21 protein-coding genes are annotated in these 26731 nt (G+C 62.0%); 5 read left to right on the top strand and 16 right to left on the bottom strand.

Features of this window, described 5'->3' with window-relative positions:
- Window positions 1–24: 24 nt before the first annotated feature.
- Window positions 25–648: a flavodoxin family protein gene (locus ACMNI9_RS06935; protein WP_114566016.1), complete on the bottom strand. Its 624-nt coding sequence runs from the start codon at window positions 646–648 to the stop codon at window positions 25–27.
- A gap of 95 nt (window positions 649–743) precedes the next feature.
- Entirely contained in the window at window positions 744–1622 is an 879-nt protein-coding gene (locus ACMNI9_RS06930) for an enoyl-CoA hydratase/isomerase family protein (protein WP_114566015.1), read from the bottom strand.
- Window positions 1623–2262: 640 nt separating this feature from the next.
- Here ACMNI9_RS06930 and fadK point away from each other — a divergent pair.
- A complete protein-coding gene (gene fadK / locus ACMNI9_RS06925; protein WP_418831330.1) occupies window positions 2263–3891 on the top strand; it encodes a medium-chain fatty-acid--CoA ligase in 1629 nt (542 codons plus the stop codon).
- Between the two features lie 158 nt (window positions 3892–4049).
- On the opposite strand, the gene ACMNI9_RS06920 is transcribed toward fadK, so the two are convergent.
- The 6 genes from ACMNI9_RS06920 to ACMNI9_RS06895 form a co-directional block, all read right to left on the bottom strand.
- Window positions 4050–4916 carry an MBL fold metallo-hydrolase gene (locus tag ACMNI9_RS06920; RefSeq protein ID WP_418831329.1) on the bottom strand — a complete coding sequence of 289 codons (867 nt, stop codon included), beginning with the start codon at window positions 4914–4916 and terminating at the stop codon, window positions 4050–4052.
- Window positions 4901–5737: an NUDIX hydrolase gene (locus tag ACMNI9_RS06915; protein WP_418831328.1), complete on the bottom strand. Its 837-nt coding sequence runs from the start codon at window positions 5735–5737 to the stop codon at window positions 4901–4903. Before ACMNI9_RS06915 ends, ACMNI9_RS06920 begins: the two co-directional genes overlap by 16 nt.
- 66 nt (window positions 5738–5803) lie before the next feature.
- Complete coding sequence (locus ACMNI9_RS06910) at window positions 5804–7918, bottom strand: heterodisulfide reductase-related iron-sulfur binding cluster (RefSeq protein WP_418831327.1); 2115 nt, start codon at window positions 7916–7918, stop codon at window positions 5804–5806.
- A gap of 1 nt (window position 7919) precedes the next feature.
- Window positions 7920–8912 (bottom strand): electron transfer flavoprotein subunit alpha/FixB family protein, encoded by a 993-nt coding sequence (locus tag ACMNI9_RS06905; RefSeq protein WP_418831326.1) that lies wholly within the window; start codon window positions 8910–8912, stop codon window positions 7920–7922.
- An 18-nt stretch (window positions 8913–8930) separates the two neighbouring features.
- Window positions 8931–9722, bottom strand: coding sequence for an electron transfer flavoprotein subunit beta/FixA family protein (locus ACMNI9_RS06900; RefSeq protein WP_418831325.1), 792 nt, complete (start codon window positions 9720–9722; stop codon window positions 8931–8933).
- 51 nt (window positions 9723–9773) lie between these two features.
- Window positions 9774–10913, bottom strand: a complete 1140-nt coding sequence (locus tag ACMNI9_RS06895) for an acyl-CoA dehydrogenase family protein (RefSeq protein WP_216528447.1) — start codon at window positions 10911–10913, stop codon at window positions 9774–9776.
- Window positions 10914–11309: 396 nt separating this feature from the next.
- Here ACMNI9_RS06895 and ACMNI9_RS06890 point away from each other — a divergent pair, with 396 nt between their 5' ends.
- On the top strand, window positions 11310–12164 hold the full coding sequence (locus tag ACMNI9_RS06890; protein ID WP_418831324.1) for a phage tail protein: 855 nt from the start codon (window positions 11310–11312) through the stop codon (window positions 12162–12164).
- A 201-nt stretch (window positions 12165–12365) separates the two neighbouring features.
- Here the strand turns inward: ACMNI9_RS06890 and ACMNI9_RS06885 are convergent, their stop codons facing one another.
- Both ACMNI9_RS06885 and ACMNI9_RS06880 read right to left on the bottom strand, forming a co-directional pair.
- Window positions 12366–13550 (bottom strand): acyl-CoA dehydrogenase family protein, encoded by a 1185-nt coding sequence (locus ACMNI9_RS06885; protein ID WP_114566007.1) that lies wholly within the window; start codon window positions 13548–13550, stop codon window positions 12366–12368.
- A 138-nt stretch (window positions 13551–13688) separates the two neighbouring features.
- Window positions 13689–15770 carry an FAD-dependent oxidoreductase gene (locus ACMNI9_RS06880; RefSeq protein ID WP_114566006.1) on the bottom strand — a complete coding sequence of 694 codons (2082 nt, stop codon included), beginning with the start codon at window positions 15768–15770 and terminating at the stop codon, window positions 13689–13691.
- Window positions 15771–16115: 345 nt separating this feature from the next.
- On the opposite strand from ACMNI9_RS06880, the gene ACMNI9_RS06875 reads away from it, so the two are divergent.
- Window positions 16116–16769 (top strand): TetR/AcrR family transcriptional regulator C-terminal domain-containing protein, encoded by a 654-nt coding sequence (locus ACMNI9_RS06875; protein ID WP_114566005.1) that lies wholly within the window; start codon window positions 16116–16118, stop codon window positions 16767–16769.
- Window positions 16770–16832: 63 nt separating this feature from the next.
- Here the strand turns inward: ACMNI9_RS06875 and ACMNI9_RS06870 are convergent, their stop codons facing one another.
- The 6 genes from ACMNI9_RS06870 to ACMNI9_RS06845 form a co-directional block, all read right to left on the bottom strand.
- Entirely contained in the window at window positions 16833–17318 is a 486-nt protein-coding gene (locus tag ACMNI9_RS06870; protein ID WP_225749098.1) for a PaaI family thioesterase, read from the bottom strand.
- Between the two features lie 512 nt (window positions 17319–17830).
- Complete coding sequence (locus ACMNI9_RS06865; RefSeq protein WP_114566003.1) at window positions 17831–19315, bottom strand: aldehyde dehydrogenase family protein; 1485 nt, start codon at window positions 19313–19315, stop codon at window positions 17831–17833.
- A 380-nt stretch (window positions 19316–19695) separates the two neighbouring features.
- A complete protein-coding gene (locus ACMNI9_RS06860) occupies window positions 19696–21225 on the bottom strand; it encodes a 2-isopropylmalate synthase (RefSeq protein WP_216528444.1) in 1530 nt (509 codons plus the stop codon).
- Window positions 21226–21436: 211 nt separating this feature from the next.
- Window positions 21437–23017, bottom strand: a complete 1581-nt coding sequence (gene serA / locus ACMNI9_RS06855) for a phosphoglycerate dehydrogenase (protein WP_114566001.1) — start codon at window positions 23015–23017, stop codon at window positions 21437–21439.
- Window positions 23018–23223: 206 nt separating this feature from the next.
- Entirely contained in the window at window positions 23224–23664 is a 441-nt protein-coding gene (locus ACMNI9_RS06850; RefSeq protein WP_216528442.1) for a hypothetical protein, read from the bottom strand.
- Between the two features lie 76 nt (window positions 23665–23740).
- The gene (locus tag ACMNI9_RS06845) at window positions 23741–25549 is read right to left on the bottom strand and encodes an InlB B-repeat-containing protein (RefSeq protein ID WP_418831323.1); all 1809 of its coding nucleotides are present in this window, start codon (window positions 25547–25549) and stop codon (window positions 23741–23743) included.
- Window positions 25550–25648: 99 nt separating this feature from the next.
- Between ACMNI9_RS06845 and ACMNI9_RS06840 the strand changes: the two genes are divergently transcribed.
- Complete coding sequence (locus tag ACMNI9_RS06840) at window positions 25649–26461, top strand: LytR/AlgR family response regulator transcription factor (RefSeq protein WP_418831322.1); 813 nt, start codon at window positions 25649–25651, stop codon at window positions 26459–26461.
- Between the two features lie 4 nt (window positions 26462–26465).
- On the top strand, window positions 26466–26731 hold a 266-nt coding region (locus ACMNI9_RS06835), incomplete at its 3' end, for a hypothetical protein (RefSeq protein ID WP_418831321.1).

Below are 26731 nucleotides of genomic sequence, written 5' to 3'. Positions count from 1 at the left end.
CGCAGGTTCGAACACCTGGCAGCGCTACGCTCCCAAGCGCTCCAGCAGCTCTACCATATCGCGTCCCAGCTGACGAGCGACATCGAAGGCCACCTGGTCGTCCTCGACGCGACGCCACTGAACGCGCCCCTTCTCGGCGTTGAAGCCAGCGTACTGGGTGGCGGCAGCTCCGGACCCAAGCACCGGACCTTCCGGGCGAGGATGCACCACGAGCATCTCCTGCGTAGCGAACCAGCGATCCATGGCGGCAAGCGTCTCCTCCACGCCGCAATCGCTCAACCCGGCCGTAGCCACCATGCCGCCCACCTTGCCCTTGAAGGCGTTGGCCACCATGTGCTGAGGGCGCGTGCGCTCCATGAACGTCTTCATGCGAGCCGAAACGCTCGAGAAGTAGTCGGGAGAGGCCAGCACGATACCGTCCGCAGCCAAGAGCTTTTCCACAAGCGCCGCCATGTCGTCCCCCGAGAGCGCGCAAGCAGGCTTCGCAAGGCACGCGTTGCATCCCACGCAGTACTGAATATCCAAATCGGCAAGCTCCACAAGCTCAACCTGCGCGCCTGCCGCCGACGCCTCGTCAAGAACCGCCGCCAAGAGATGCGACGTGCCCTTTCCGCTTCGATGGCTTCCGTTTACACCGATGATTTTCATGCGATTCCCTTCTCCGCCTCGGTATAGGACAGTGCCCCCGCGCCAAAGGGCGCGGGGGCACTGCAAAGCACTCGAACGTTACGCTTGACGCGTTCTTACATGTTATGGAACGCGTACTTGTCCGGGTTGTCCTTGACGTCCTGCTTGTTCTTCGGGTTCATCTTGAGGGTGCCCATGATGCCGTCGTTGGTGTTGGAGGCCAGCACCTGGTTGCGGTTCTCCATCTTGATGACGTTCTCGAAGCTGGTGCCGTCCAAGGAAGCCTGCAGGCATTCCTTCGTCAGACGCAGGCCGAACGGAGCCGTGGCATCGCACATCTGCTGAGCGAAGGCAACAGCCTCTTCAACCACGTCGTCGTCGGCAACGACCTTGTTCGCGAAGCCCCACTCGAGCAGCTTCTCGGCGCCGAAGCGGTTGGGGTTCATGAGGATCTCGCAAGCGCGAGCATAGCCCACGATCTTGGGCAGGAAGAACGCGCCGCCCATGTCGGTGCCGGTGTAGCCGATGGACAGGTAGCCAGCGTTCATCTTGTAGGACTCGCCCAGGAAGCGCATGTCGCATGCGCAGGAGATGGACAGGCCGCCGCCCACAGCGTAGCCCTTGAGCGCGCCGATGATGGGCTGCTCGCAACGACGCATGTTGATGATCTGGTCGGAGCACATGCGCTGCATGATGTAGAAGTCGCGCTGGATGCGGCCCATGTCCTCGGGCGGATCAAGAGCCAGGTCGTTGAGGTTGAAGCCGGCGCAGAAGGACTTGCCTTCGCCCGTCAAAACGATAGCGCGGCAATCCTTGTCCAGGCGAACCTTGATAAGGAAGTCGTTGAACTCGCTCATCTGCTTGTACGACATGGCATTGAGGTTGCCCGCGTCATTGAACGAGCAGATGTAAACCGGACCGCGCTTCTCGATCAGCAGTTTTTCGTACTCGTAGTCGAACTCCGGCAGATGATAGCTTTCCTGATATACGCTCATTGGTTTCAAGCCCCTTTCCCTGTGTTCCTCATTTTTACGTTTTGATCCATACGATTTTTTTAACGCACACAGGCTGGTACTATAGTCACATGCTACCCCGGCATACACCACGGACAATTCAATAGTATTGTTGATTTTGGAAGCCCTATTGGTAACACATTTCAAATAATGACCGGAATCTAAAGGGGATCTACCGACGAAAGCGGTCGGGCACCTGCGCTTCCCGCATTGCCGCAGCACGCATCACGTCGGCCGAATCGGGCTCGTTCTCAATCGCGGGCGCGTCCATGCCGCCCGCCGCCCTGCTGGCAGGCCGCGCCGCTAACCGGACGCTCGCACCGCTCGCCTGGGATTATAGGCGCTCCCTATCGTTTCATAGGAACTACCGATAGGTCCCGAAGCATTTCACCGACAAATCATACCTTCAGCATCATACAATGGCCGCAACGCACATGATCCATGCAAAAGGCCGCACAAGCGCGGCATCGCAGTCCGCATCTCGAACACGAGGAGGCCACCCCGCACAGGCAAGTCATACACCATCGGCACTGAACCAGCTTCAACCCGCTTTGCTGCAAAGCGCATCGACAGTTCAAGGGCATAGGCGGGCAAAAGTCGATCAGGAGAGGACATCAGGGGCATGATAACCGATCTAAAAATCAACGAGGATCGCAAGCGGCACTACTACGAGCAGGGGTATTGGACCGAGAAAACACTGGGGGATCTTTGGAGCGAGCGGGTGGCCAGCCATCCGGAACGCGAATACGTGTGCGACGACCAGGGCTCACGCTACACGTACGGAGAGATTGACGACAAAGCATCGCGTCTGGCCGCATGGCTGGTCGAACAGGGTGTGCAGCCCGGAGACGTCGTGACGTTCCAAATGCCCACCTGGGCGGAATTCTGCATCGTCTACGTAGCGGCGCTCAAGGCAGGTGCGGTCATGCATCCGCTGCCCCGCAACTTCAACGACGCCGACCTGGTGTACGGCATGAACCTTGTCGAATCGAAGGTGTTCATCTGCCCGACGAGGGCTGGCAAGGTTGATTTCGAGCAGCAGATCCTGAGCATCGTCGACCAGATTCCCTCACTCGGCCCGGTGGCGCTCGTCGACAAAGTGGAGCCCAAGCATTCCGATCTGCCCGCCTTGAGCGAGATCTGCTCGCAGTACGAGCCTTTGTCGAAGCGGCCGGCCATCACGTCCGACGACATCGCGTGCATCCTGTCCACCTCGGGGACCACGGGCAAGCCCAAAGCGGTTCTGTTCACGCACAACAACCTTATCTTCTCGGAAAGCTCTTTCGTGAAGGGCACCGAGCGCACTTCGGACGACGTCATGTTCATGGCCTCCCCGCTCAACCACGCCACCGGCTTCTACCACGGCCTTATCTCCCCCATGATCCTGGGCGGGCGCACAGTGCTGCAGCAGGATTTCCGCCCTGCTCAGGCCATCGAGCAGATGAACCGCGAGAAGTGCACGTGGTCGATGGGCGCAACGCCGTTCATCTACGACATGCTCAAGTGCATCGAGCACGAAGGCGGCCCGCAGATCGAAACGCTCGAGCTGTTCCTGTGCGGAGGCGCGCCGGTTCCCGGTTCGCTCGTGCAGTGCGCCGCCAACCACGGCGTCATGCTCTGCGAGGTCTACGGTTCCACGGAAAGCTGCCCGCACATCTTCGTTCCGCCTGCGGCTTGCCGCGAATGGAACGGGTCGTGGTCGGGAACGCCCTTCCCCGGCATCGAAGTGCGCATCGTGGATATGGACCGCAACGACGTGCCCTTGGGAGAACAAGGCGAGGAGATTTCGCGCGGACCCCATCAGTTCGTCGGCTACCTCAACGCGCCCGAGCGCACCGCCCGCGCCTTGGACGACGACGGCTGGTTCTACAGCGGCGATTTGGGATACATGGACGAACAGGGACGCATTCGCATCAACGGTCGCAAGAAGGAGATCATCATCCGCGGCGGCGAGAACATTTGCGCTCGCGAAATCGACGACGACCTGATCGGCTGCCCCGGCATCGGCGAAACGGCCACCATCGGCATGCCCGACGAACGCCTTGGCGAACGCATCTGCACCTTTGCCGTGCCCACCGACGACCGCCGTCCCACCGTGGCAGACGTGACGGCCTACCTGGCCGAGCGCCATGTCGCAAAGCGCCTGTGGCCCGAGCGCATGGAGTACATCGACGCCATCCCGAAGACGGCGACCGGCAAGGTGAAGCGCTTCGAGCTGGCACAGGAGCTTGCCAAGCGCATGCAAGCGTAAAGGTCGTTCGAAAACGGCTCTAAAGGCAGCTAAAAGGCCCCGTACCAAGGAGCGCACAACGTGCGAGCTCCACGGTACGGGGCCTTTCGCGCTATCGAAGACCGAAGCGCGCGTCAACCGTTACGAACCTGATCGCATGACGGCGATGCGGGGCGCCCTCAAACACGGGTCGAGGAAGCAGCCTCTTCCTGCAAGTACGCGATCTGCGCTTGAACGTTGACGCGCGCAGCGGGATTCAGACGCGCGTCAACGTCGTCGTACACCGTTTCCAGAATACGATCGACATCGAACCCCGCTCCCTCCGCGACGATCCTCCTCACGCGATCGAGACGGCTCAGGCGGTGCGCCGTCTGCCGGTCGATCAAGCCCAAGGGATCGTCGATCGGCAATCCGTGAGCAGTCAGCAGCACGCGTATGCGCCGCGTTCGAACGATGCGCCTCAAGCGCTCCAGGCTGGCCAGGTAGTCGGACAGCGTGCCGTCCGGCCAGCAGATGAGCGTGGAGCTCTGACGGAACACGTGATCGCCCGTCACAACGGACCCATCCTTGGGAAACACGAGCCCGATGGAGTCCTTCGAATGGCCCGGCAAAAACACCGCTTCGAGCGCAGGAGCATCTGCCCCCAGGTCAAGAGGCCCTTCCGAAAGTGTCTGGGCACGACGCCCGAGCAGGGGCGCCTTCGCCTGTCGTGCGAACTGCTGCGCGCCTTCGGCATGGTCGTAATGGTCGTGCGTGAGGACCACCGCCGCAACACGCAGCCCGTCCTCTTCACACGCGGCATGAACGGCATCGAGGTGCGCGGGCAGCGCAGGACCGGGATCGGCCACGACGCACCCCGTGCAACCCGGTTCCGAAAGCACCCAGGTGTTGGTTCCCACGTACGTGAGCGGCGAAGGATTGTCGGCTAGAATGCAGCGCGCCCGCGCAGAGAAGCGCCCGCCGCGCCACGTAGCCCGATCGGCAGGCACGGTGCCCGGAGCGGGCCGGGGAAGCTCGCGCTCGCACGCAGCTACGGAAGCACGCATCGCAGCACCGCCCCTTCGGGTTCGCGCTTGCACGGCTCGAGCATGATGCGCTGAGCGCCATCGACGCCCGCCGCGAAAGACTCGGGGCTTTCGGCATACGCAAGATGGGATAAGTTGTACACCGTCGGAGGCACAAGGCGCATCTCGCCCCGAGCGCCTTTCTCCAGCGCGTCGACCGGATCAATCCAACCAGCGCCGTTCGCTTCGCTTGTACGGTCATCGGGAACCTGCCCCTGCGGAGCAAGCGCGGCGAAAAAGTACGTATCGTAGCGACGCGGCTCGAATTCGGGCGTCAGCCAATGGGAACGCAACCCTAGAAGATCGGCGCGCAGCACAAGTCCATGGCGAAGCAGAACCTCCGCGAACGACGACTCGTGCTCGGCAAGACGCTGCCGCTCTTCAGCCCACTCGGAGGTACCCACCTGCTCAACCACGGCGCCGTGATCCCGTCCCGCCAGCAGCACGCCGCACTCCTCGAACACCTCGCGGGCCGCCGCCGTCACCACCCGCCGCGCCGTTTCCTCGTCTACGCCCATGCGCCGAGACCAGACGGCAGGCGAAGGACCCGCCCAAGGAAGGCGCTCGTCAGCGTCGCGAGGGTCCACTCCCCCGCCGGGAAACACCACCGCATCGGGAACGAACGCCATGGTTTTCGCGCGGCGCAGCATGAACACTTCGCGCGGGCCGCGCACCAGCATCACCGTGGCGGCAAGGCGCGGAGGCGCGGGGTCAGCGCCCGACGCGACGTACGAGCGAAGCATCTCCGAAAGCGCTTCGCCCATCGGCACTTCCAGCAGTTCTCCTGAGCGCCACGCATTCACCGCGAACTCCTTCCCGCATACGCCCCGACGCCGGCGCAAGCAGAATGCGGCGGCGTCGACGACACGCTATACCAATCGAAGAGCCTCGGCAAGAAGCTCCGCCACGTCTCTTGCGGGAACGTCGGCGTCGCGTGCCGCCAACCCGTCCTCGAACATGGCAAGGCAGAACGGGCACGCCGTTGCCACCGCATCCGCGCCCGTAGCAAGCGCCTGGTCGGTTCGCATGGCGTTGATGCGCTGGCCCTCGCGTTCCTCGAGCCACATGCGCCCGCCGCCCGCGCCGCAGCAGAAGCTCTGCTCGCGCGTACGCTCCATCTCCACCACGCGCGCGCCGCTGGCGGTCACCAATGCACGCGGCTCTTCGTACACGTCCGCATAGCGACCCAGATAGCACGAGTCGTGATAGGCAACGTACTCGAACGGCAGTCGCGAGCTCATGCCGGCGGTGCAGCCCAGCTTGCCCTCTCTCACCAGACGCTCCAGCAGCTCGACGTGCCGCACCACCTCGAACGTGCCGCCCAGCTGCGGATAGTCCCGCTCGATCACGTGCGCGCAGTGAGGGCACTGCACGATGATCTTCTTCGCTCCGTACGCCTTGAGCGTTTCGATGTTCTCGGTAGCCAGCTGATAGTACACGAACTCGTTGCCCAGGCGCCGCGCGGCATCGCCGCAGCACTTCTCTTCGTTTCCGATGACGGCGAAGCTCACGCCGGCATGCTGCAAGAGCGCCACCAGAGCGCGCGACACCTTGCGGTTGCGCGCATCGTACGCCCCAGCGCAACCGGGCCAGTACACGTACTCGGCATCCGGAACGTCGGCCAACGTCGGCACGTCCAGCCCCTCGGCCCAGGACAAGCGGCTCTGCCATCCCAAGCCCCACGGGTTTCCGTTGGTCTCCAAGCTGCGGAACGTCGAAGTCGCCTCGCTGGGAAACGCGCTTTCCATCGACACCTGGTACGTACGCATGCCGACCGTCTTCGGAACGTGCTCCAGAAGCGCCGGGCAAGCCTCCATGCACGCGCCGCACGTCGTGCACGACCAAAGCGCTTCGGGAGAAATCACATCGCCCACCAGCACCTTGTCCAGCACCGCCTGCTGCTGCTCGGTCGGCTCGAACGCGACCGCCGGAGCGCCGCCCTCCTTCGACCCCGATTCGGAACCCGCCGCCTTCGCCTGCGCCGCCTCGGCTTTGCGCTGGGCGAGCACGATCGGCCCGCGTTCGCTCAGATGAGCATCGAGCGATTGCATGAGATCTTTCGGGGACAGCGGCTTTCCGCTTGCATGGGCGGGACACATAAGCTCGCAGCGCCCGCACCTGACGCACGCCTGTGCATCGAGCAGATCCTTCCAGGTAAAGTCCTCCAGCTTTCCAACGCCGAATTCCTCCAGGTCCTCGTCCTCCAGGTCGACGTAAGGCAGCGTGCCCTTCGGCTCCAAGGAACGGCAGTACACCGTGGCGGGCACCAGCAGCACGTGCGCCAGTTTGGAATACACCCAGTACGCCAGGATGCCGAAAGCCACGGCCATGTGGCCCCACCAGAGAACCCGGTGGACAAACGAGATCTGCTCCGCGCTCCAGGTGGCGAACAGCTGCGCGAACAGGTTTCCTATCGGCGAGAACGCCGCCCAAGGATCGCTCGTCCCCACGATGCGCAGACCTTCGACGAAGAAGCCCGACACGCCGATGACCAAAAGCCACACCAGCACGACGATATCGGCCGGCTTCGTATCCAGCGAAGGGTTCGACCCTGAAACGCGGCGAACGATGCAGGCGACCATCGCGATGCAGAACGCAAGCCCTGCGACGTCGGTGGCGAAGGCCAAAAAGTACAGGTAGTAATCCCCTTTTGCTATATCAAGCCCCAGGTCAACCTGAGCTGCATAGGTAACGGTGGACACCGCCATAACGGCCATGCCCACGTACATCCCCAGGTGAGCCAGCTTGATGCCCGTCCCGCGCCCCTTGAGCACCGAAGCCTGCAGGACCGCATCGACGAACGCGCCTTTCAAGCGCTCGCGCGGATTGTCCGTCCGATCAGCCGGAAGCCCCACCTTCCATAAGCGGTAGCGCCGCCAGAAACAGTAAGCGGCTACGGCCAGCACCAGCAAAAAGCACGGGTACATGATCCATGAACCCTCGATGTTCCACAAAGCCTCGCGAGAGGGAACCGCCGCGTCCACGCTACGATGCCTTGCTGGCGCGGAACGCCTCGGTCAAAAGCGGAACGGCTTCGAACAGGTCGGCTACGATACCGTAATCGGCCACCTTGAAGATGTCCGCTTCGGGATCGCGGTTCACCGCCACGATGCACTTCGAACCCGCAGCTCCTGCCATGTGCTGGATGGAACCCGAAATGCCGCACGCGATGTAGAGCGAAGGCGCAACGGTCTTGCCTGTCTGCCCAACCTGGAACTGGATGTCGGTCCACCCCTCGTCGACCGCAGGCCGCGATGCGCCGACCGCGGCGCCCAGCACGTCGGCAAGCTCTTCGATCAGCGCGAATCCCTCTGCGCCCTTCGTGCCGCGCCCGCCCGACACCACCGTATCGGCCTCGGTCAGCTCCACGCGGCCCGACGCCCGGCGCACCACATCGGCCACCGTCTGGCGCACGTCGCCGAAGCCGTCCACCTGCTGCATGACAACGGAAGCCGTCCGCTGCTCGTCTGCCTCAAGGGGCTCGAACGCCTTCGGGCGCACGGTGGCCAGCATAGGGCGCGCATCGGCTGCGAAAACGACGTCGGCCTGGACCTTTCCCGAATACGGCTCGCGCGTGAACGCGAAGCCCGCTTCCTCGTCGCGCGCGATCGCCACCACATCGGCCACGAAGCCGGTATTGAGCCGCTGAGCAAGCACGGGAGCCAGATCAAGTCCCGTCGCCCCCTCCGCGAACAGCACGGCATCGGGGCGTTGCTGCTCCGCCAACGCTTGAAGCGCCGACGCGTACGCATCGGTGGCGTACGTCGCCAACGCCGCATCGTCCAGCACGGCAATCGCATCGGCACCCGCATGGGCAAGGCAATCGAGCGAAGCATCGGCAAGCCCGCTGCCCAGAACCACGGCGGTCACGCTGCCATCGCCCTCGGCGGCCATCGAGCGCGCAGCCGCCAGCATTTCAAACGTCACGCGCGGAAACGAACCGTCTTTCGGCTCCGCGTAAACCCAGATTCCTGCCATCGGTGATCCCCTTTCGTCCTACAAGACCTTGGCTTCGCTAGCCAGCAAATCCATCGTGGCGCGAACCACCTCGGCAGTCGTTTCGCCTTCGACGATGCGCCCTCCCTGACGAGCGGGCTTCTCACGATAGCGCAGCACGCGGGTCCGGGGCTCCACCTCAACCACTTCCGCCTGATCAACGCCTATATCGGCAAGCGTCCACACCGTGACGGGCTTCTTCTTCGATTGCATGATCGACCGAACGTTAGGATAGCGCGGCTCGGCCAGGCCCTGCTGCGCCGTCACCACGGCGGGCAAGGCAACGTCGACCAAGGCAACGCCGTCGTCGATCTCGCGCGTGGCGCGCACCGTCGCTCCCGCTACGTCAACCGTCAGCTCCGTGACCACCTGCACGCACGGCAGGCCGCGAAGCTCGGCAACGCGCGGCATGGTCTGTGCGCTCGACGTATCGGCCGACTTGCACCCGCCCAAGATCAGATCTACGGACAGGCGTTCAAGGGCGGCGGACAGCACGCGCGCCTTCGCCGCACCGTCCACGCCGGAAAGAGCCGGGTCGTCGATGAGGTACCCCGCATCCGCGCCCATGGACAGCGCATGGCGAACGGCGGGCATCGACTCGTCCCCGCCTACGCACACGACGAAGACCTCCCCGCCGTGCTCCTCTTTCAACTGCACCGCCCGCTCGACCGCGAACTCGCTGTACGGATCGATAACGAGCGTCTGGCCCTCGGTCGACACGCGTCCCTCGGAATCGACGCGCACCTCTGCCTCGGTGTCGACGGTTTGCTTGATGCAGACTGCAACGTTCATGGGCAGCCCCCCTTCGTAGTCATCGCGCTGCATGCGGCGGCGCAACGCTTCCTAATACTCCTTCAGAACCGATTTCGCAATAAGGGAACGCTGAACCTGGCTGGTTCCCTCGACGATGGTGAACGATTTTGCATCGCGGTAATAGCGCTCGACCGGGTAGTCCTTGCACAGGCCGTAGCCGCCGAAGATCTGCACCGCCGTTTCCGACGCCTTCACCGCCGCCTCGGAGCAGTACACCTTGGCCACCGAAGCGGTTTTCATCATGGTCTGGATGTCGCCGCCGAACGCGGACGACGCCTGATCGAGCAGCAGACGCGAAGCCTCCAAGGATATTTCCATATCGGCCAGCATGAAGCGGATGGCCTGTAGATCGGCGATATGCTTGCCGAATTGGATGCGGTCCTTCGCGTACGCTGCCGCCGCCGCAAGCGATGCGGCCGTCACGCCCGTGGCAAGCGCGGCAACGGCCAAGCGACCGCGGTTGAGCGTGTGGTGAGCGATCTCGAAGCCGTCGCCCACGTTGCCCACCACGGTTTCGGGGCCCACGTGCATGTTCTCGAAGAACAGCTGCGACGTCACGGAACCGCGCAGCCCCATCTTGTCTTCTTTGCGGCCGATGATCAGGCCCGGCGTGTCCTTATGCACGATGAAGCACGAAGGCTTCGATTCGCCGTCCTCGTTGACGCGCGCGAACACGGTGAAGTAATCCCCCACGGCGCCGTTGGTGATGAATATCTTGCTGCCGTTGATCACGTAGCCGTCCCCGTCGGGCAGAGCCGTTGTCGCGATGGAGGAAATATCGGAGCCGGCATTGGGCTCGGTCAGCGCAAAGCAGATCTTGGCTTCGCCTGCGGCCAGCGCGGGAAGGATGGACTCCTTCTGCTCGTCGGTGCCGGAAAACACCAACGCGTCGGACCCGATAGCCGAGATAAGGATCATCAGCGCCACGGCCGGAGACTCCCGTGCAATGCGCTCGATCACCCGCACCCAGCAGTGCATGCTCACCTCGACGCCGCCGTGCTCCTCGCCGTACGCAAGCGCGAACAGCCCCTGCTCCACGAACAGCTCGTAGATGTCCTCGGGGAACTCGTCCTCCTCGTCAATATCGGCAGCACGCTGCGACACGACGTCGACGCACAGATCGTCCACCATCGCGAGGATCATGCGCTCCTCTTGCGTTAGTTCGTACATGGGACCCCTTCCCTTATCGTGCTTTGATCGAGGATTGATAGCAGGAGGCCGCCGCATACAGGTCGAATCGCCCACAAGCGATTGCAACGGCGTATTCCTTTCCCACTGATTACTTTCATGATAGAGCGTCACCAAGGTATGCCTACGGTCAAAACAAACGGAATGAGCATCATTGCTGGCCAAAGATTTGGTTCTGTTCCTTCCTTGCGCATGCGCAGTCAAGTCCGATTGGGTAAGCTGCGAATTCTGCCCCGATACGCATGCGCGAAAACTGCACACAGGAAAGTAAATGACCGGGTCGCATCAACCTCCGACGCGCTATCATCACACTGAGAGATCATTTGAATTGCGCCCGGAAAACGCAAGGCGCAAGCAAGCCCGCAAAGGAGAACCACTATGGCCGTCCAGCTTCGGCAGATTATCGAAGTGCCGTGCGAGATAGACGCGCTTTCGCGTCTTGACGTACTGCGCCAGCTGGACGACGACGCGTTGGCTGCGCTCAACGTCGATCCGTCCGAACTCGACGAACCCTCAACCGAGGAAGAGCCCGCATCGGGCGATCCGGACGAGGTGGCCGACGAACCGTACGAGCCCGCGCTTTCCGAAGATGCCGCGCATCGCATCGACCGCGCCATCGCCGCCTGCCTAGCCGCATACGAACCGCGCGGAGCTTACAAGGTGTTCAACCCCGCTATCTGCACGCTGCCTCCCAAATACGTCGAGCCTGCCATCAAGCTGGTCGGCACCATGATGGTGTTCCACGGGCAAAGCTCCTACGAGAAGCTGCGTCGCGCCACGCACTGCGCGCTCATGGCCGCAACCATCGGGCCCGAGCGACCCGAAGCGCTGCCCGCAAACGCGGACGACCTCGATCGCGCCATCGCACGCGCATGCGCGCTGGCCTTGGTGGAGAGCACGGCCGACCACGTGAACGCCGACATCGTGAAAACCGCCCTGGACGAAGAACTCTACACCGACGACCGGCTCTGCCCCGGCGTCGGCGACTTCCCGCTGGAATCCCGTTCGCAGTTCGTGTTCTACACGCAGTCCGAGCAGCGCCTGGGCTTGAAGCTGAACGCCGACGGAGCGTTCGACCCTCCCTTCAGCACGGTTGGCGTCGTGGGCATGTACGACCCCACGCAAAAGGGCCGCAGGCGCGCGTGCGGACGCTGCAAGTACCGCTCCTTCTGTTCCATTCGCGCCATCGGCATGAACTGCCACGGAAGCAAGGGATCTTTCAAGAACCTCTAAGCTCCTCTTCTTGCAACAACGAACGCCTCCCGCAAAGCCCTGCGCATGCAACGCGCAGGGCTTTGACGTCGCACCCCCCATTCGCGCCCGCAATCGATCCGGAGCGCCCCTGTAAACGGCGAGAAGCCCCGGCTTGCACCGGGGCTTCCGCATCGCTTTCGGAAACGTCCCAGAAAAGACGATCCGACGGGTAGGTGGGACTTAGATCGTGTACAGGTGATCCGGATCCTCCACGGCCTTCGCGTACTCCTTGAGGATACCGCGACCGGAGATGTGCACCATGATCTCGACGGTGCCGCCGCCGATCTGGAAGCCGCGGCAGTCGAGCATGAGGCGGGACACGCGGGTCTCGTCGGTGTAGCCCAGGCCGCCCATCAGCTGCAGAGCGCGCGAGCAGCAGTCGGTCATCGCGGGAGCACCGTAGCGCTTGAGCATGGCGGCGTCGTTGTTGACGGGGATGCCGTTGTCAAGCTTCCAGCAGGTGCGATACAGGAAGTTACGGGTGTTGGAGAGCTCGATCTGCATCTCGACGATGTGCTCCTGAACCAGCTGGAACGTCTTGATGCCCTTGCCGAACTGCAGACGCTCGTTGGTCCATGCGCAGGCGTCGTCCATGGCAGCCTGAGCCTCGCCCAGAAGCTCGGCCAGAAGCACGCAGCGCTCCCACTCGAAGTTCTTCATGAGCTGGTAGAAGCCCTTGCCCTTGATGCCCAGCAGCGCGCTTTCCTCGACCACGACGTCGTCGAAGTGGATCATCGAGAACGGCATGATCTGCATGCCGATCTTGTTGAGCGGCTCGATGGTCACGCCGGGAGCGTCGGAAGCCACCAGGTACATGGACATTTCCTTGTTGTCGCGGGACGGATCCTCGTCCTTGCAGACAACGATGAAGCCGCCGGAGTTCTCGCCCGAGGTCACCCAGGTCTTCGTGCCGTTGATGTGGATCTTGCCGTCGGCATCCTTGGTGGCGCAGGTTTCCATGCCCTGGTTGTCGGAACCGGCACCGGGCTCGGAGATGGCCAGGCAGTACGGAGGATAGCCGTTCTCCTTGTAGTAGTCGATAGCGTACTTGACCTGCTCGGGGTTACCGAACTCGCACATGTCGAACATGATGAGCAGGTTGGGAGCCATGGGGATGTTGCCGCCAGCATGGTTGAGCTCTTCGATGATCATGGCCATGGTCACATGGTCGACCGGCTTTCCGCCGTACTCCGCGGGCAGGCCGTACATGCCCCAGCCGTCGTCAACCCAAGCCTTGGCAACCTCGGGAGCGATGCCGCGGTTCTTGTAACCGGCAGCGATGACTTCCTCGGTCAGGTGCTCCTTGCACCACTCGCGAATACCCTTCTTGATCTCGAGCTGTTCCGGGGTGTAGCTGAAATCCATGTTTCCTCCTTCAAAGGACGGTCTCTATTCAAAACACTTGCGTGCTTGAACCTTGGTAATCGGATGCCGCCGTTGCAGCAGACGGCATCCGCTTCCGGAGGCGCAGCGTCACCGCGCCTCCGGGTCGTGCCATAAGAACTACAGGGTCATCGACGCTGCGTAGCCGCCCTTGACAGCCTCGAGCGTACGGTAGACCTTGCCGGCCGGCGTGGTAGCGTCGCCGATGAGCTTGGCGTTCGGGAACACCTTGGCGATCTCGTCGTAGAGCTTGGTGTTCTGCTCGACGCCGAGCGACGTCAGAACGGTATCGCACTCGATAAGTTGCTCTTCGCCGGTCTCGACGTTCTGAACCTTCGCGCCCTTCTTCGTAACCTCGACCAGGCGGGTCAGCGGCATGAGCTTCACGCCCTTGGACTTCACCAAGTTGATGGTGGGGTTCTTGTCGATGATGCCGATGCCGTTGCCCATCTTCTTGGCTTCTTCGATGACCGTGATCTCACGGTTCTCGCACATCGCCTCGGCAACTTCCAAGCCGGCGAATCCGCCGCCCACGACCACGACGCGCTTGCCCACGATAGCGGTGGGGCCGGACGCCATGTTCAGGCCCATGCGCATGAAGCCCACGGTACCGCCCTGCGCCTTGATGGCCGCGACGGCAGCCTTCCACAGCATGCCCTTGCCCTCGGGAACCTTGCCGGAGCACATCTCTTTGATGTCCTCGGACTTCACGACGTTCTTGCCGTCGATGCCGGGAACGTCAAGGCTGATGATGCCGCCGCCGGGAGATACGATGACCTCGTCGGGGTTGAGAGCCTTCACCGTGTCGGCGTCCACGTAGGTGTTGAGCTTGACCTCGATGTTCGGATGCAGCTTCATCTCTTCGTTCCAGTAGGACACCAGCGGCTCGATCTTGGCGTTGAGCACCTGCGCCATGCCCAGCAGGCCGGCAACGCGATCGGACTTGTCGAGCACGGTCACCTTGTGGCCGCGGACGGCCGCAACGCGAGCAGCTTCCAGGCCACCGGGGCCAGCGCCCACGACGACGACGTGCTTCTGAGCCTCGGCTGGCTTTTCCTCGGGCAGGCCCACCTTGACGCCTTCCCACACGTTGGCGTTGACGGAGCACTGGCACGGCTTGCCGATGAAGATGTTGTCAAGGCAGCGGCTGCACACGATGCAGGGGCGAACCTGCTCGGGATGGCCGGCGGCAACCTTGGCAGCCGTGTCGGGATCGGCGATGAACTGGCGCGCCATGCCCACGGCGTCGCCGTAGCCCTGCGTGACAACCTTGTCGCACATGTCGAGCGTGTTGATGCGGGTGCCGGGGAAGACGGGCTTGTTCGTAACGGTCTTCACCTGCTTGGCAAGGTCGATGAACTCGCCTTCGGGAACGATCTGGTTCGCGACCGGGCGCGGAGCCTCGTGGAAGCCGGCCTGCACGCTCCAGGCGTCCACGCCGTGCTTCTCGACGATCGGGATGATCTCGAGGGTGTCCTCGATGCGGTTGCCGTTCGGCATCAAGTCGTCGGCGGAGATGCGCACCAGGATGGGCATGTCGTCGCCGCAGGTCTTGTGGATCTCGTCGACGATCTCGCAGAGGAAGCGAGCGCGGTTCTCGGCGCTTCCGCCGTACTCGTCGGTACGATGGTTGGAGTACTTGGACAAAAAGCGCATGACCATGTAGCCGATGCCGGCATGGATCTCGATGATGTCGATGCCGCTGTCCTTGGCGCGCTTGGCAGCTTCGCCGTACTGCTTCACCACGATGGCGATCTCTTCTTTGGTGTACTCGCGCTCGGGCATGCCCACGAACGGACCGCTGGGAACGTCCTTGGAGGGAGCGTAGGACAGCAGCGGATCATCGCCGGAGGCGCGCCACTCGTAGCACAGCTGCAGCTGAGCGGCCACCTTGGAACCGTGCTTGTGGCAAACCTCGGCGATGCGCTGCCAACCGGGATTGAACTCGTCGGCCCAGATGCCGCATGCGCCCGTCGTGGTGTGGTACTTCGGCTCCGTGTTGAAGCAATCGCAGATGTACGCGCTGCCCACTTCGATCAGGCCCACGCCGCCCTTAGCGCGCTGCTCGTAGAAGTCCACCAAATCGTCCGAAATGTGATAGTTGTCGACCTTCTCGATCGTCATCGGCAGCATGACGAACCGGTTCCTCAGCTCGACGTTGCCGATCGAGAACGGCTCGAGCAGCTTCTGATACTTTGCCACGTTACAACCCCTTTCCGCTTTGCGTTTGCCAAGCGTTCATTCACGTGATACGCCAAGAGGGCGACTCGTCTTGCCCGACCTCTTGATCGTCATTGTACGCGCTGACTTTTAGGCTGACGATGGACAGATAGATTAGATTGTTGGTTATTCGGGGTGTTTAGCCCAACATTGCTGGTACAAATTGCCCATTTAGTGGGCTTTTTAGGGCATAGTTATCCTAATTCTGGGGGTTTGCAAACTGCAAACATGCACATTTTTTTTATTTTGTCCTAGAAATAGCCGGCAGCACACGCTATACTGCAAGCGTTCACCGCAGGCCGTACAATCCGAGAGCGAGGCAGCCCTATGAACGCGCTAAGCACGATGCTCCTCATCGCCGACACCTTCGTGGCGCTTTGCGACGAAATGCCCTTGAAGAAAGTGTCGATCAGCGACATCATCGAGCGCACTGGGAAGAACCGCAAAACGTTCTACTACCATTTCGAAAACAAAGAATGCCTCATCACGTGGATATTCCGCTACGATTTAGGCCAGGAGCTCAAGAAGCGCTTCCCCGAAAGCGCTCTGGTGTACGAAGAGAACTCGAACGACTCCATCTCCCGCTTCCCCTACTACATCCTGCAGAAATCCGGCGTTCGCTCGCTCGACCATTCCGAGTTCTTCGAATGCTTCGGCAACGTGCTGGAGGCCAAGCGACGCTTCTACACGCAAGCGCTCGTGGACAACAGCCCTTATTCGCTGCGCAACTACCTGTACAACCTGTACTTGCCCGCATTGCGCACGGACATCGACACCATTTTGTCGAACCGCTACCTTCCCAACGAGAACATCCAGTTCCTTGCCGAGTTCTACACCTGCGCGTTTCTGTACTACTACATCCGCAAGTGCGACCAGCCCACTGTCGAGCATTTAACCGGTCAGGCAGGCCCCTTCGCCAACATCATCCACAGCTCGCTTGAAATGCAGATCAAGGAAGCGCAGCTGCGACGCAACCTGTAGGCTTTCAACGCCCCGAAGGAAGGCTGCGGATTTGCGCGGCCTTCCTTCGGGGCGCTGTGCTTCTCATGCGAGAAACTTCGGTGGCAACGCGGCAGAGCCCAGTTCGCGCACGGCCGCGCTCATAGGCTGAAGATGAGGTCCTACCAGAAGCTTCGAAGTTGCATGCGCCAGCAGCGCACCCTGCCCGTTGCGCACTTCAGCCTCGCAGAAGCACATGGTGCGACCTCGCTTGATAACGCGACCCGTCGCCGTAACGGGACCGACGCTCGAAGCCTTGAGGTTCGATACGTTGATGTCCATCGTCGTGCAGCCCTCGTCCTCTTCGAGCCATCCGTACACCGCCCAATACGCAGCGCAATCGAGCAGCGAGGCGTACGCGCCGCCATGGGCCCCGCCGAATGCGTTCATGTGCTTGCGCTGAAGATCGCACGACGCGACGCACGACCCCTCTCCCAGCTCCACCAGCTTCACGTCAAGCAGCTCGAAGTAAGGAGAGCGGTTGATCAGCTCGATCACCGCGCTCGCGTGTTCCGGATTCATGGTAGCCATCGTTTTCGCCCTTCCCTTCCCATTGTCTGCGTTTCATGGTAGCGGCCCGCACGTACCGGCGACACGGGCAAATCGCGCGCACCGTGAACCCTTGCAGAACCCCGCAAGACGGCAAGCCGGCAACGGCGCCGCCGCCGCAGACCACGTGCGCACGAAAAATCGCGTTCGCTGGCAGGTTTTGACGGTTTGGGGTCGTCGAACCGGGCAAGACGCGCGCCCGAGAAAAGGCAATACCGCAGACCATAGCTGTGACCTGGTAAAACAAAATACGATCCGAGCAGCGGCGCACGCAACGACGAGAGCGACAACCTCTAACCGTCAAAACCTGCCAGCGACGGCGGTTTTTCGCGCGCAAGCCGGCTTGCGAGGAAGCAAACGCACGCCGAAAGCCCTCGTTCGCAGGAAGAGCGCGCCCGATCCGACCGCGCGCCAACCGTTGGCGCACCACGCAAAAGGGGCCCGACGCAATGCCGGACCCCTTCGAAGGTTGAAACGCGAACCGCTTGCAGCGCTTACTTCTGGGGATAGAAGCCGCTCGGCTCTTCGCCCAGGTTGATCATGATGTTCTTCGTCTGCGTGTAGTGCTCGAGCATCACCTTGTGGGTCTCGCGACCGATGCCGGACTGCTTGTAGCCGCCGAACGGCGCGCCCGACGGAATCTGGTTGTAAGTGTTCACCCACATGCGGCCCGTCTTCACGCCTCGGGCAACGCGGAACGCGCGGTTGATGTCGCGAGTCCACACGGCACCGCCCAGGCCGTAGACCGAGTCGTTGGCCATGTCGATGACCTCTTGCTCGTCCTTGAACTTGATGACCACGGCCACCGGCCCGAAGATCTCCTCCTGAGCCACGCGGCACGAGTTGTTCGGCACCTCCAGCAGCGTCGGCTTGAGGAACGCGCCCTTTGCCAGCTCGCCTTCCGTAGCTCGCTCGCCGCCCACGAGCACCTTGCCGCCCTCCTGCTTGGCGATCTCGACGTACTCCAGGATCTTGTTCATCTGGCGCTCGTCGATTTGGCTGCCCATCTGGGTGTCGTCTTCCCACGGCAAGCCAACACGCACGTTCTCGAACGCCTTGACGGCATCTTCGACGAACTTATCGTAGACGTCCTCGTGCACGAAGATTCGGCTGCCGGCGCAGCATACCTGGCCCTGGTTGAACAGGATGCCCAACTGCACGCCGTCGAGCATCATGTCCCACTTGCAATCGGGGAAGATGATGTTCGCGGACTTGCCGCCCAGTTCGAGCGTAGCCGGAATCAGGCGCTCGGCCGCCGCACGGGCGACGTCGCGACCGACCTCGGTGGAGCCGGTGAACGCCAGCTTGCTGATCTTGGGGTTGTCCAGAATGTACTGGCCGGACTTGGAGCCGCGGCCCGTCACCACGTTGAACACGCCGGCGGGAATGATGTCCTGGGTCAAGCGAGCCAGTTCGAGCACGGTCAACGACGTGGTAGAAGACGGCTTGAACACCGTGCAGTCGCCGGCAGCCAGCACCGGAGCAAGTTTCCAGGCGGCCATGAGGAAGGGGAAGTTCCACGGCACGATCTGGCCCACCACGCCGATGGGCTCGTGGACCACGAGCGACATCATGTTGCCCGGCAGCATGTCGGCCTCGCCCGTGTCGGCCAAAAGCACGCCGGCGAAGTAACGGAAGTGGTCGACGGAGTAAGCCACGTCGATGGCGCGCGTCTCGCGGATGGGCTTTCCGTTGTCAAGGGTTTCCAGCAGGGCGAAATGCTCTGCGTTCTCCTCGATGACGTCGGCTATTTTGTTCAGGATGATCGCGCGCTCGGCCTTGTCGGTCTTGCCCCAGGTCTCGAAAGCCTTCCATGCGGCGTCGACGGCGCGCTCGACGTCTTCTTTCGAAGCGTCGGCAATCGTGGAGAGCTTCTCTCCGTTTGCAGGGCAGTAGACATCGAGCGTCGCGGCGTCGGACGCGTCGGCCCACTGGCCCCCGATGTAGAGTTGATAGGATTCCTGAGCAGGATTGTTCATTTGTGCATCCTTTCTCTTGGAAGCGCATGCGATGCGTTCAGGATAGCGATTCACCTTGATCGCTATCTCTAGCATACCCCGCGAGCAGCAGAACTGTCAGTCGTCTTCTCATGAAGAATCGTCAACGGTCCGTAAACGTGGGTGATCAGGTGTCAATTACAGGCGAACGGAAGCTGTTCCAAGACGAAAGGCGAAAAAACCGATCGGGAAGCCAGCCGCGGAAACCGGGAGTCCGGCGCGCAAGCGCAAGCGCCCGCGTCGCATCGAGCGCAACGCACCCCGGCACGCCCGCGCCCCAGCAACGCGACGAGGGGTGCGCCAACCTTCGTCAGCGCACCCCTCGTCGGTCCTTGCCAGCAGCTTGCACGCAGCCGAAACGCTTACGCGCGCTGCTGCTTGTCCAAAAGCAGTCGGTTCAAGGCGTTCAGGTACGCCTTCGCCGACGAGACGATGATGTCGCCGTCCGCCCCGCGACCGGTATAGGCGTCCCCGCCCTCGGCCGTCACGCGCACGGTCACCTCGCCCAAGGCGTCGATGCCGCGCGTGACGGAGGTCACCGTGAACTCGGTCAGGTCGTTGCCCACCTGCACGATCTTGTCCACAGCCTTGAACGCGGCGTCGATGGGGCCGGTTCCGTACTCGCACACCGTGCGAACCTCGCCCTCGGCATCGCGCAGCGTGAGCGTTGCGGTCGGGGTGAGCGGGAAACCGCAGCTGATCTGGATGGCTTCAAGCGTGTACAGCGCGCGCTCGTTGCGATCGCGCTCGTTGATCAGGCTCTCCAGGTCTTCGTCGTAGACCTCCTTCTTCTTGTCGGCCAGGTTGAGGAACGCCTCGTACACCTGATCGAGCGCCTCGCCCTCGAAGTCGTAGCCCAGTTCCTCCAAGCGATGCTTGAGCGCCGCATGGCCCGAACGCGCCGTCAGCACGATCTGGCTCTGGCCCGCGCCCACGTCCACCGGATCGATGATCTCGTAGGTGTCGCGCTTCTTCAGCACGCCGTCTTGGTGAATGCCCGAGGAGTGCGCGAACGCGTTCGCGCCCACGATAGCCTTGTTGGCCTGCACGTTCATGCCGGTGATGGACGACACCAAGCGGCTGGCCTTCACGAATTCGCGCGTGTTCACGTCGGTGTGCGCGTCCAGCTCTTCTTCGTGCATCCTGATGGCCATGACCACTTCCTCCATGGCCGTGTTGCCCGCACGCTCCCCCAGGCCGTTGATGGTGCACTCGACCTGGCGGGCGCCGTTTCTCACGCCGGCCATGGCAAGCGCCGTGGCCATGCCCAGATCGTTGTGGCAATGCACGGCGATCTTCACGTTCTCAATGCCGTTCACGCCGTCGACCAGGTACTTGATGCGCTGTCCGAACTCTTCGGGCAGCGAATAGCCCGTCGTGTCGGGAATGTTCACCACGGTGGCACCCGCGCTCACGACGGCCTGTATCACGCGCACCAGGAAATCGTAGTCGGAACGGCCCGCGTCCTCGGCGTAGAACTGCACGTCCTCGACGTACTTTTTCGCGTACTTCACGCACTTGACCGCGCGCTCGATGCACTCTTCTTCGGTGATGCGCAGCTTGTCGCGCAAATGGCTCGGACTCACGCCGATGCCCGTGTGAATGCGCGGGCGCTTGGCGTAGCGAAGCGCGTCGGCCGCCGAATCGATGTCCTTCTCGACCGCGCGCGTCAAACCGCACACGACGGCCTGATCGCCCGCCAGCTCGGCGATGCGGCGGACGCTCTCGAAATCGCCCGGGCTCGAAATGGGGAAACCCGCCTCGATGACGTCGACGTTCAGACGTAGCAGCTGACGCGCGACCACCAGTTTCTCCTCGGTGTTCATGGATGCGCCCGGCGATTGCTCGCCGTCGCGCAGCGTGGTGTCGAAGATATCGATCTTGCGCGTCATGTGCTCATTCCTTCCCGTCATACGCCTGCCGCCCGCTTCGCCGAAAGGCGCCGCGGGCGGCAGGCTGCTCAAATTGGTTTGATAATCATAGCTAATTAAGCCAACCAATTCAATTGGGATTCTTGAAGCTCCGGTCAATTCCGGGAAACCGACCGGAAAGGGAGGCGAGCGGCGCTTCTCTGAAGCACCGCTGCAACTTCTCCCCCCGATCTTACAGCTTGATGTACCAGAGGTTCTTGAGGTCGGCCAAGCCCGCGCGCAGCTTCGCCAGCACGTCCTCGTCGACCGAACCCTCCACGTTCATGTACGCAAGCGCGCAGCGCTCCTCCGACTTCGTGCCGATCTGCATCGTGGTGATGTTGATGCCCGCTTCGCCCAAGATGGTCCCGATGGTGCCCACGCGACCCGGCGCGTCTTCGTACTCGAACACGAGCGACTGCGACGCCGGGGCGATGTCCATCTTGTACCCCAAAAGCGACACCAGGCGCGCCGCCTGCGCCTCGCCGGCCAGCGTGCACGCAACCTCGGTGCCGTCGGCCACGATGGACACCGTGGAAGCGTACCCGGCGGCGTCGGCGTTCGACAGCGTATCGATGCGAATGCCGTGGCGCTTCGCTACGGCCTCGGCGTTCACCGGGGTGACCGTTGCCGTGTTCTGGTAGGACAGCAGCCCCTTGAGCATGCCGGCAACCAGAATGGACAGGTCGGCGTTCGCCAGCGCGCCCGCCGCCGTCAGCTTCAAGAACTGCGGAACCTCGCCGTGGATCTGGGACAACATGCTGCCCATCATCTGGCAGGCGGGAACGTAGGGTCCCACCGTGTCCATGACCTCGGGCGGCACGGGAGCCATGTTGAGCGCCGTGGGAACGATGGACCCCTCCAGGCCGGCCGCCACGTACTCGGCCGTCTGCACGCCCGCTCGCAACTGAGCCTCGAGCGTGCTCGCACCCAGATGCGGCGTGAGGATGGCGTTCTCGAACTCGTGCAGCGGGCTCTCGCGGCACGGCTCCGTTTCGTACACGTCAAGCCCCACCGCGCCGATCTTGCCCGCCGCCAGGAAATCGGCCAGCGAATCGACGTTGAAGATGCCGCCGCGCGCAGCGTTGACCAAGATGACGCCGTCTTTCATGGCGGCGTACTGCTCCGGCCCGAACATGCCGATGGTCTCTTTGGTCTTGGGCAGGTGAACCGTAATGAAATCGGCCAGCGGAACGATGGCGTTCACGTCGTCGTACAACGTCACGCCCAGCTGCTCGGCACGCTCGGGGCTGCAGTACGGATCGTACCCGATCAGCTTCATGCCGAACGCGCGGGCTCGCTCGGCGACCAAGCCGCCGATGCGGCCCAGGCCGAAGATGGCCAGCGTCTTCTCGTACAGCTCGACGCCCGTGAACTTGGCGCGCTCCCACACGCCCGCATGCATGGACGCGTTCGCAGGCGCGATGTTGCGCGCGCATGCCAACATGAGGGCCATGGTGTGCTCGGCGGCCGACACGATGTTCGACGTCGGCGCGTTGCATACGATGACGCCGCGCTCGGTTGCGGCCTCCACGTCGACGTTGTCCACGCCTACGCCCGCGCGCCCGATGATGCGCAGCTTGCCGCCAGCCTCGATCACCTCGCGCGTGACCTTCGTGGCCGACCGCACGATGAGCCCGTCGTACTCGGGAATGGCCGCAAGCAGCTCTTCGGGCGTCATTTTCAGCTTGACGTCGACCTCGATGCCCTTGTCGCGCAGCACCGCAAGGCCGGCTTCGGCCAGCTTCTCGGAAACCAGCACCTTCTTCGTCATAACGAACCCACCTTTTGATTCATGTAACAGTGTCGGAATGAAGATGCCCCGACCAGGCGCACATGCCTCGGCCGAACGGGCGGAACCATCATACGAAAAAACCGCCCGCGCGAAAGCACGAGCGGCGAAATAACCGATGAAATGCGAACTGCGGGGCTTATGCGGCCGCACGAACCGCATACGACCCCGCAGTTGAAAGTGATTTTCTACCAGCGCATTTCCTGATGCTTGATGTTGTTCGCAAGTATCACGCACGTAATAGGCAGAACCAAAGACACAACCGCGTTTACGATAGACGAAGCGTCCGCGCCGCCGAGAAACGTGCCTACCAGGTTGAGCGCGCCGAACACCACGCCCAGAACTGCCAAAACGAAAAACGCGCCGATCTTGCTGGGGTTGTTCGCCCCGCGCAACCCGAAAATACCGATGATCAGGTTGAAAGCGGACGACAAAAGCAAGCCGAACCCAACGATCATAGTCAATCCACCCGCAACGGCGGCATCGTCGTTTGCCGTATCGATACCCGATACGCCCAAAGCACCGCCTCCGGCCAGCAGCAACGCCCCCGATACAACCCCCAGGACGCCCAGCACAATCATGATGATCGAAATAACCTTGAGAACCTTCTGAGACCCGCTCTTTTCCATGTCATCCTCCATTTTCTTGGAAAGGACCCAAACAAGGCAACGCTTGCTGCCAGCAGATCCCTCGCTTCCTTCTTCGTTATTCGCTGCGCTTGCGTACACCAACCGCGCCCAGCGCAACGGCGCCGAACGCAACGCACGCGATCAAGGCCATAGCTATCATGTTCGACGTATCTCCCGTTTTAACCAACGTCTTAGGCTGAGCCTCAGCCGCCGGCACGATCTTGCCGTCCTGCACGTCCTTTGGCACCGTCAAGGCGAAAGATGAAAGCTCGCCCACGCTGACCAGCACCTTCCCGTTCGCGCATTCGACCGTCATCGTCTCCATGGTTCCATCCGCCTTCAGATGGTGAACCGTAACCGTTTCCCCATCGTGCTTCCTATCCAAAGGGAACGACAGCCGCAACGCGCCCTCGTACGAGCCTCCCGTCACGCTCACCTCGTACGCGGAAAGCACATCGCACGCCCCACGGTCGACCTGAGCCAGAACCGCCTGGTACGCAGCGCCCGAGGACAAGGGCGCCACTTCGAGCACAGCGCCCTCGGTCAGCTTCCCACTCACCTGGACCAAGCTCTTTTCGTCCACGATGGTGCGGTCGACGTACACTGGCGCCAAAGCCGTCCACTTCGCGTACAACGTGGTATCGCAGGCAACCGTATCGCTTTCGAAATCCCACGGAACCGTCAATGCGGAATCCTTGCACCATCCGCCGAACGTCGCGCCGCTCTTTACCGGGTCGACCGGTTTGGCGACCTTCGATCCGGCCTTAACCGTTTGGGGTTCCACGGCGCTGCCGCCAGCAACGTCGAACGAAACGGTGCACACGGCCTCGGACGCAATATGAGTGGGAATCGGGTTCTTCTCGCCCATCAGCACAGGCAGGTTCCCAGAGGAAAACGTCCAAGCGCCCAGAGGAGCCGCCATGAACCCGAGTCCGTTTTGACGCTGCCACCACGATGCGTCGACGATGTCCGTTGCGGACGCATCCGCGCCGTCCTTCGTCTCGGCACCCTTCTCAGGCGCGATATCAGACAACCCAATGCCAACGCTCATGCCCGCAAACCCATAATTATTCGAAGCTGTAAATACGTTTTCATTTACAGCGTTGCCCCAGACGCGACCTGCCGACGAGGCACCGCTCGTCGCAATAACGGACGAACCGAGCGCGGCGCAATTCTTGATGGTATTCTCGCCCTGGTAGTTGTCCACGTTGCCCACGATGCCGCCGACCACCTCTTTCCCCTGCACCATGCCCGTGCTATAGGAATACGAGATGTTGACACCCGTGCGCACGAAGCCCGCAATGCCGCCAATAGAGCTTGCCGATCCGGTCACGGAAGCCGTACTGTAGCAATTCTCGATAAGCGCGCGGCCGGTAGCAGCGCCGACCAACCCGCCCACGGAGTCATTGCCGCTGACCGCACCCGAAACGAAGCAACGCGAAACGACGCCTCCCCGCAACTCCGACGCCAAAGCTCCAGCGTAGTTCCCCCCGGTCACGGCAACGTCCGCCAACCCCAGATTCACGATACGGCCCTTCACCATGCCGAACAACGACGCCTGCGAAGCGCCGCCGTTGACAACCAAGCCGGAGATCGTCCTCCCGCCTCCATCGAAGGTGCCGGAATACGTCCCGCAAGGAGCATCCCAAGCCTCAGCGAGATCGATGTTCGCCGTCAACTTGAAACTCGCGTTCGAGAGGGTGCCATCGTTCAGTCCGGCTCCCATCGCGCGCAACTGGGCCTCGTTCTCGATCAGGTACGGATCGTCCTCCAACCCGGTGCCGCCGCCAAACGACGCAGCAGGTTCCGCCGCAAACGCCGTCACCGGCATCAAAGCAAGCAGCAGGATCGTCCCCGCAAACGCGCTCGCCCATCGCTTACCCATCGGCTTTCCTTTCGTTTAATTTCATGCATTTTGAAGGCGATCATGTCATATAATTCGATACGCAAACCGTTTTCTGCACAAACGGTAAGGTTTCCAAACATGAACGGATCAAGAAAACACGGTGACGTTTCCAGTTGCGTTCAACGACGATGCCCCAAGGAACTCGACACCGGCCAGAAAGGCAACACCGTGCGCATCGCACTCTGCGAAGACAACCCCAAAGACCTGGCGGTGCTCGCGAATTTGCTCGACAGATACCGTCGGGAAACGAAAGCCAGCCTCTCCCTCTCCGCTTACACCAGCGGCGTTGCATTATTCGACGACATGCGCAAAGAGGTTTTCGATTTGCTGCTGCTCGACGTCATGATGCCTTTCGTCGACGGCATGCAGATCGCTCGGGAAATTCGAGAGTTCGACGAAAACGTCAAGATTGCGTTTCTCACCTCGTCACCCGAGTTCGCCGTTCAAAGCTACGAGGTTGACGCGTTCCATTACCTTCTGAAGCCCGTGAGCTACGACAAGCTGTTCCCCATGCTCGACAAGCTGCGGCTGCGCATCGAAGAGCACGGCGCGGGACTGGCCGTGAGGCTCAAGAGCGGAGCCGCCAGCATCCTGTTCGCGCGCATAGCCTATGTCGAAGTGCTCAATCGAACCGTGCGCTTTCACCTGACCGACAAGAGCGTGCGAGAAGTTGCCGGATCGCTGTCGGACTTCGAGCCGCAGCTTCTCAGCCAACCCGAATTCATCCGAGTCCACCGGGCGTTCATCGTCAATCTCGATCAGGTCCAAGAGCTTGAAAAGCTAAGCCTTCGCACGTTCTCGGACGAGTCGGTCCCCGTATCGCGCAGACTGTTCGGCGAGGTCAAAGCCGCCTACTTGAAGCGGTTGTTCGTGCAAGCCGGAATGGCGTAACGGCATGTCGCTCGTACCCGTATTCATCCTGCCCGTCTACGCCGTTGCCCTCATGTGGATATTGCTCGACGTGCAGCCCGCCAAGATCCCGCCGCAGCGCAAGAAGATCGCGATCGCATTCGCCCTCGGCACGATCATCGTCAACGTCGCCGTGTTCCTGCTGTTCGGGCGCACCGCCTACGCGCGCGCCTACGCCCTGATCATGCACGTCCCGATTCTTATCGCGTTCTCGATCGTCTCCCCGTATCGCGGCTGGAAAGTGGTGTTCGC

The organism is Paraeggerthella sp. (assembly GCF_048427265.1).
Taxonomy (GTDB): Bacteria; Actinomycetota; Coriobacteriia; order Coriobacteriales; family Eggerthellaceae; genus Paraeggerthella; species Paraeggerthella hominis.
Note: the sequence above shows the minus strand (reverse complement) of the source record. Positions and strands in the feature narration are given on the sequence as shown.

Coding starts and splice junctions, on each gene's coding strand:
- ACMNI9_RS06935 (WP_114566016.1), bottom strand. CDS start 648: ATGAAAATCATCGGTGTAAACGGAAGCCATCGAAGCGGAAAGGGCACG.
- ACMNI9_RS06930 (WP_114566015.1), bottom strand. CDS start 1,622: ATGAGCGTATATCAGGAAAGCTATCATCTGCCGGAGTTCGACTACGAG.
- fadK (WP_418831330.1), top strand. CDS start 2,263: ATGATAACCGATCTAAAAATCAACGAGGATCGCAAGCGGCACTACTAC.
- ACMNI9_RS06920 (WP_418831329.1), bottom strand. CDS start 4,916: ATGCGTGCTTCCGTAGCTGCGTGCGAGCGCGAGCTTCCCCGGCCCGCT.
- ACMNI9_RS06905 (WP_418831326.1), bottom strand. CDS start 8,912: ATGGCAGGAATCTGGGTTTACGCGGAGCCGAAAGACGGTTCGTTTCCG.
- ACMNI9_RS06900 (WP_418831325.1), bottom strand. CDS start 9,722: ATGAACGTTGCAGTCTGCATCAAGCAAACCGTCGACACCGAGGCAGAG.
- ACMNI9_RS06895 (WP_216528447.1), bottom strand. CDS start 10,913: ATGTACGAACTAACGCAAGAGGAGCGCATGATCCTCGCGATGGTGGAC.
- ACMNI9_RS06890 (WP_418831324.1), top strand. CDS start 11,310: ATGGCCGTCCAGCTTCGGCAGATTATCGAAGTGCCGTGCGAGATAGAC.
- ACMNI9_RS06885 (WP_114566007.1), bottom strand. CDS start 13,550: ATGGATTTCAGCTACACCCCGGAACAGCTCGAGATCAAGAAGGGTATT.
- ACMNI9_RS06875 (WP_114566005.1), top strand. CDS start 16,116: ATGAACGCGCTAAGCACGATGCTCCTCATCGCCGACACCTTCGTGGCG.
- ACMNI9_RS06870 (WP_225749098.1), bottom strand. CDS start 17,318: ATGGCTACCATGAATCCGGAACACGCGAGCGCGGTGATCGAGCTGATC.
- ACMNI9_RS06865 (WP_114566003.1), bottom strand. CDS start 19,315: ATGAACAATCCTGCTCAGGAATCCTATCAACTCTACATCGGGGGCCAG.
- ACMNI9_RS06860 (WP_216528444.1), bottom strand. CDS start 21,225: ATGACGCGCAAGATCGATATCTTCGACACCACGCTGCGCGACGGCGAG.
- serA (WP_114566001.1), bottom strand. CDS start 23,017: ATGACGAAGAAGGTGCTGGTTTCCGAGAAGCTGGCCGAAGCCGGCCTT.
- ACMNI9_RS06850 (WP_216528442.1), bottom strand. CDS start 23,664: ATGGAAAAGAGCGGGTCTCAGAAGGTTCTCAAGGTTATTTCGATCATC.
- ACMNI9_RS06845 (WP_418831323.1), bottom strand. CDS start 25,549: ATGGGTAAGCGATGGGCGAGCGCGTTTGCGGGGACGATCCTGCTGCTT.
- ACMNI9_RS06840 (WP_418831322.1), top strand. CDS start 25,649: ATGAACGGATCAAGAAAACACGGTGACGTTTCCAGTTGCGTTCAACGA.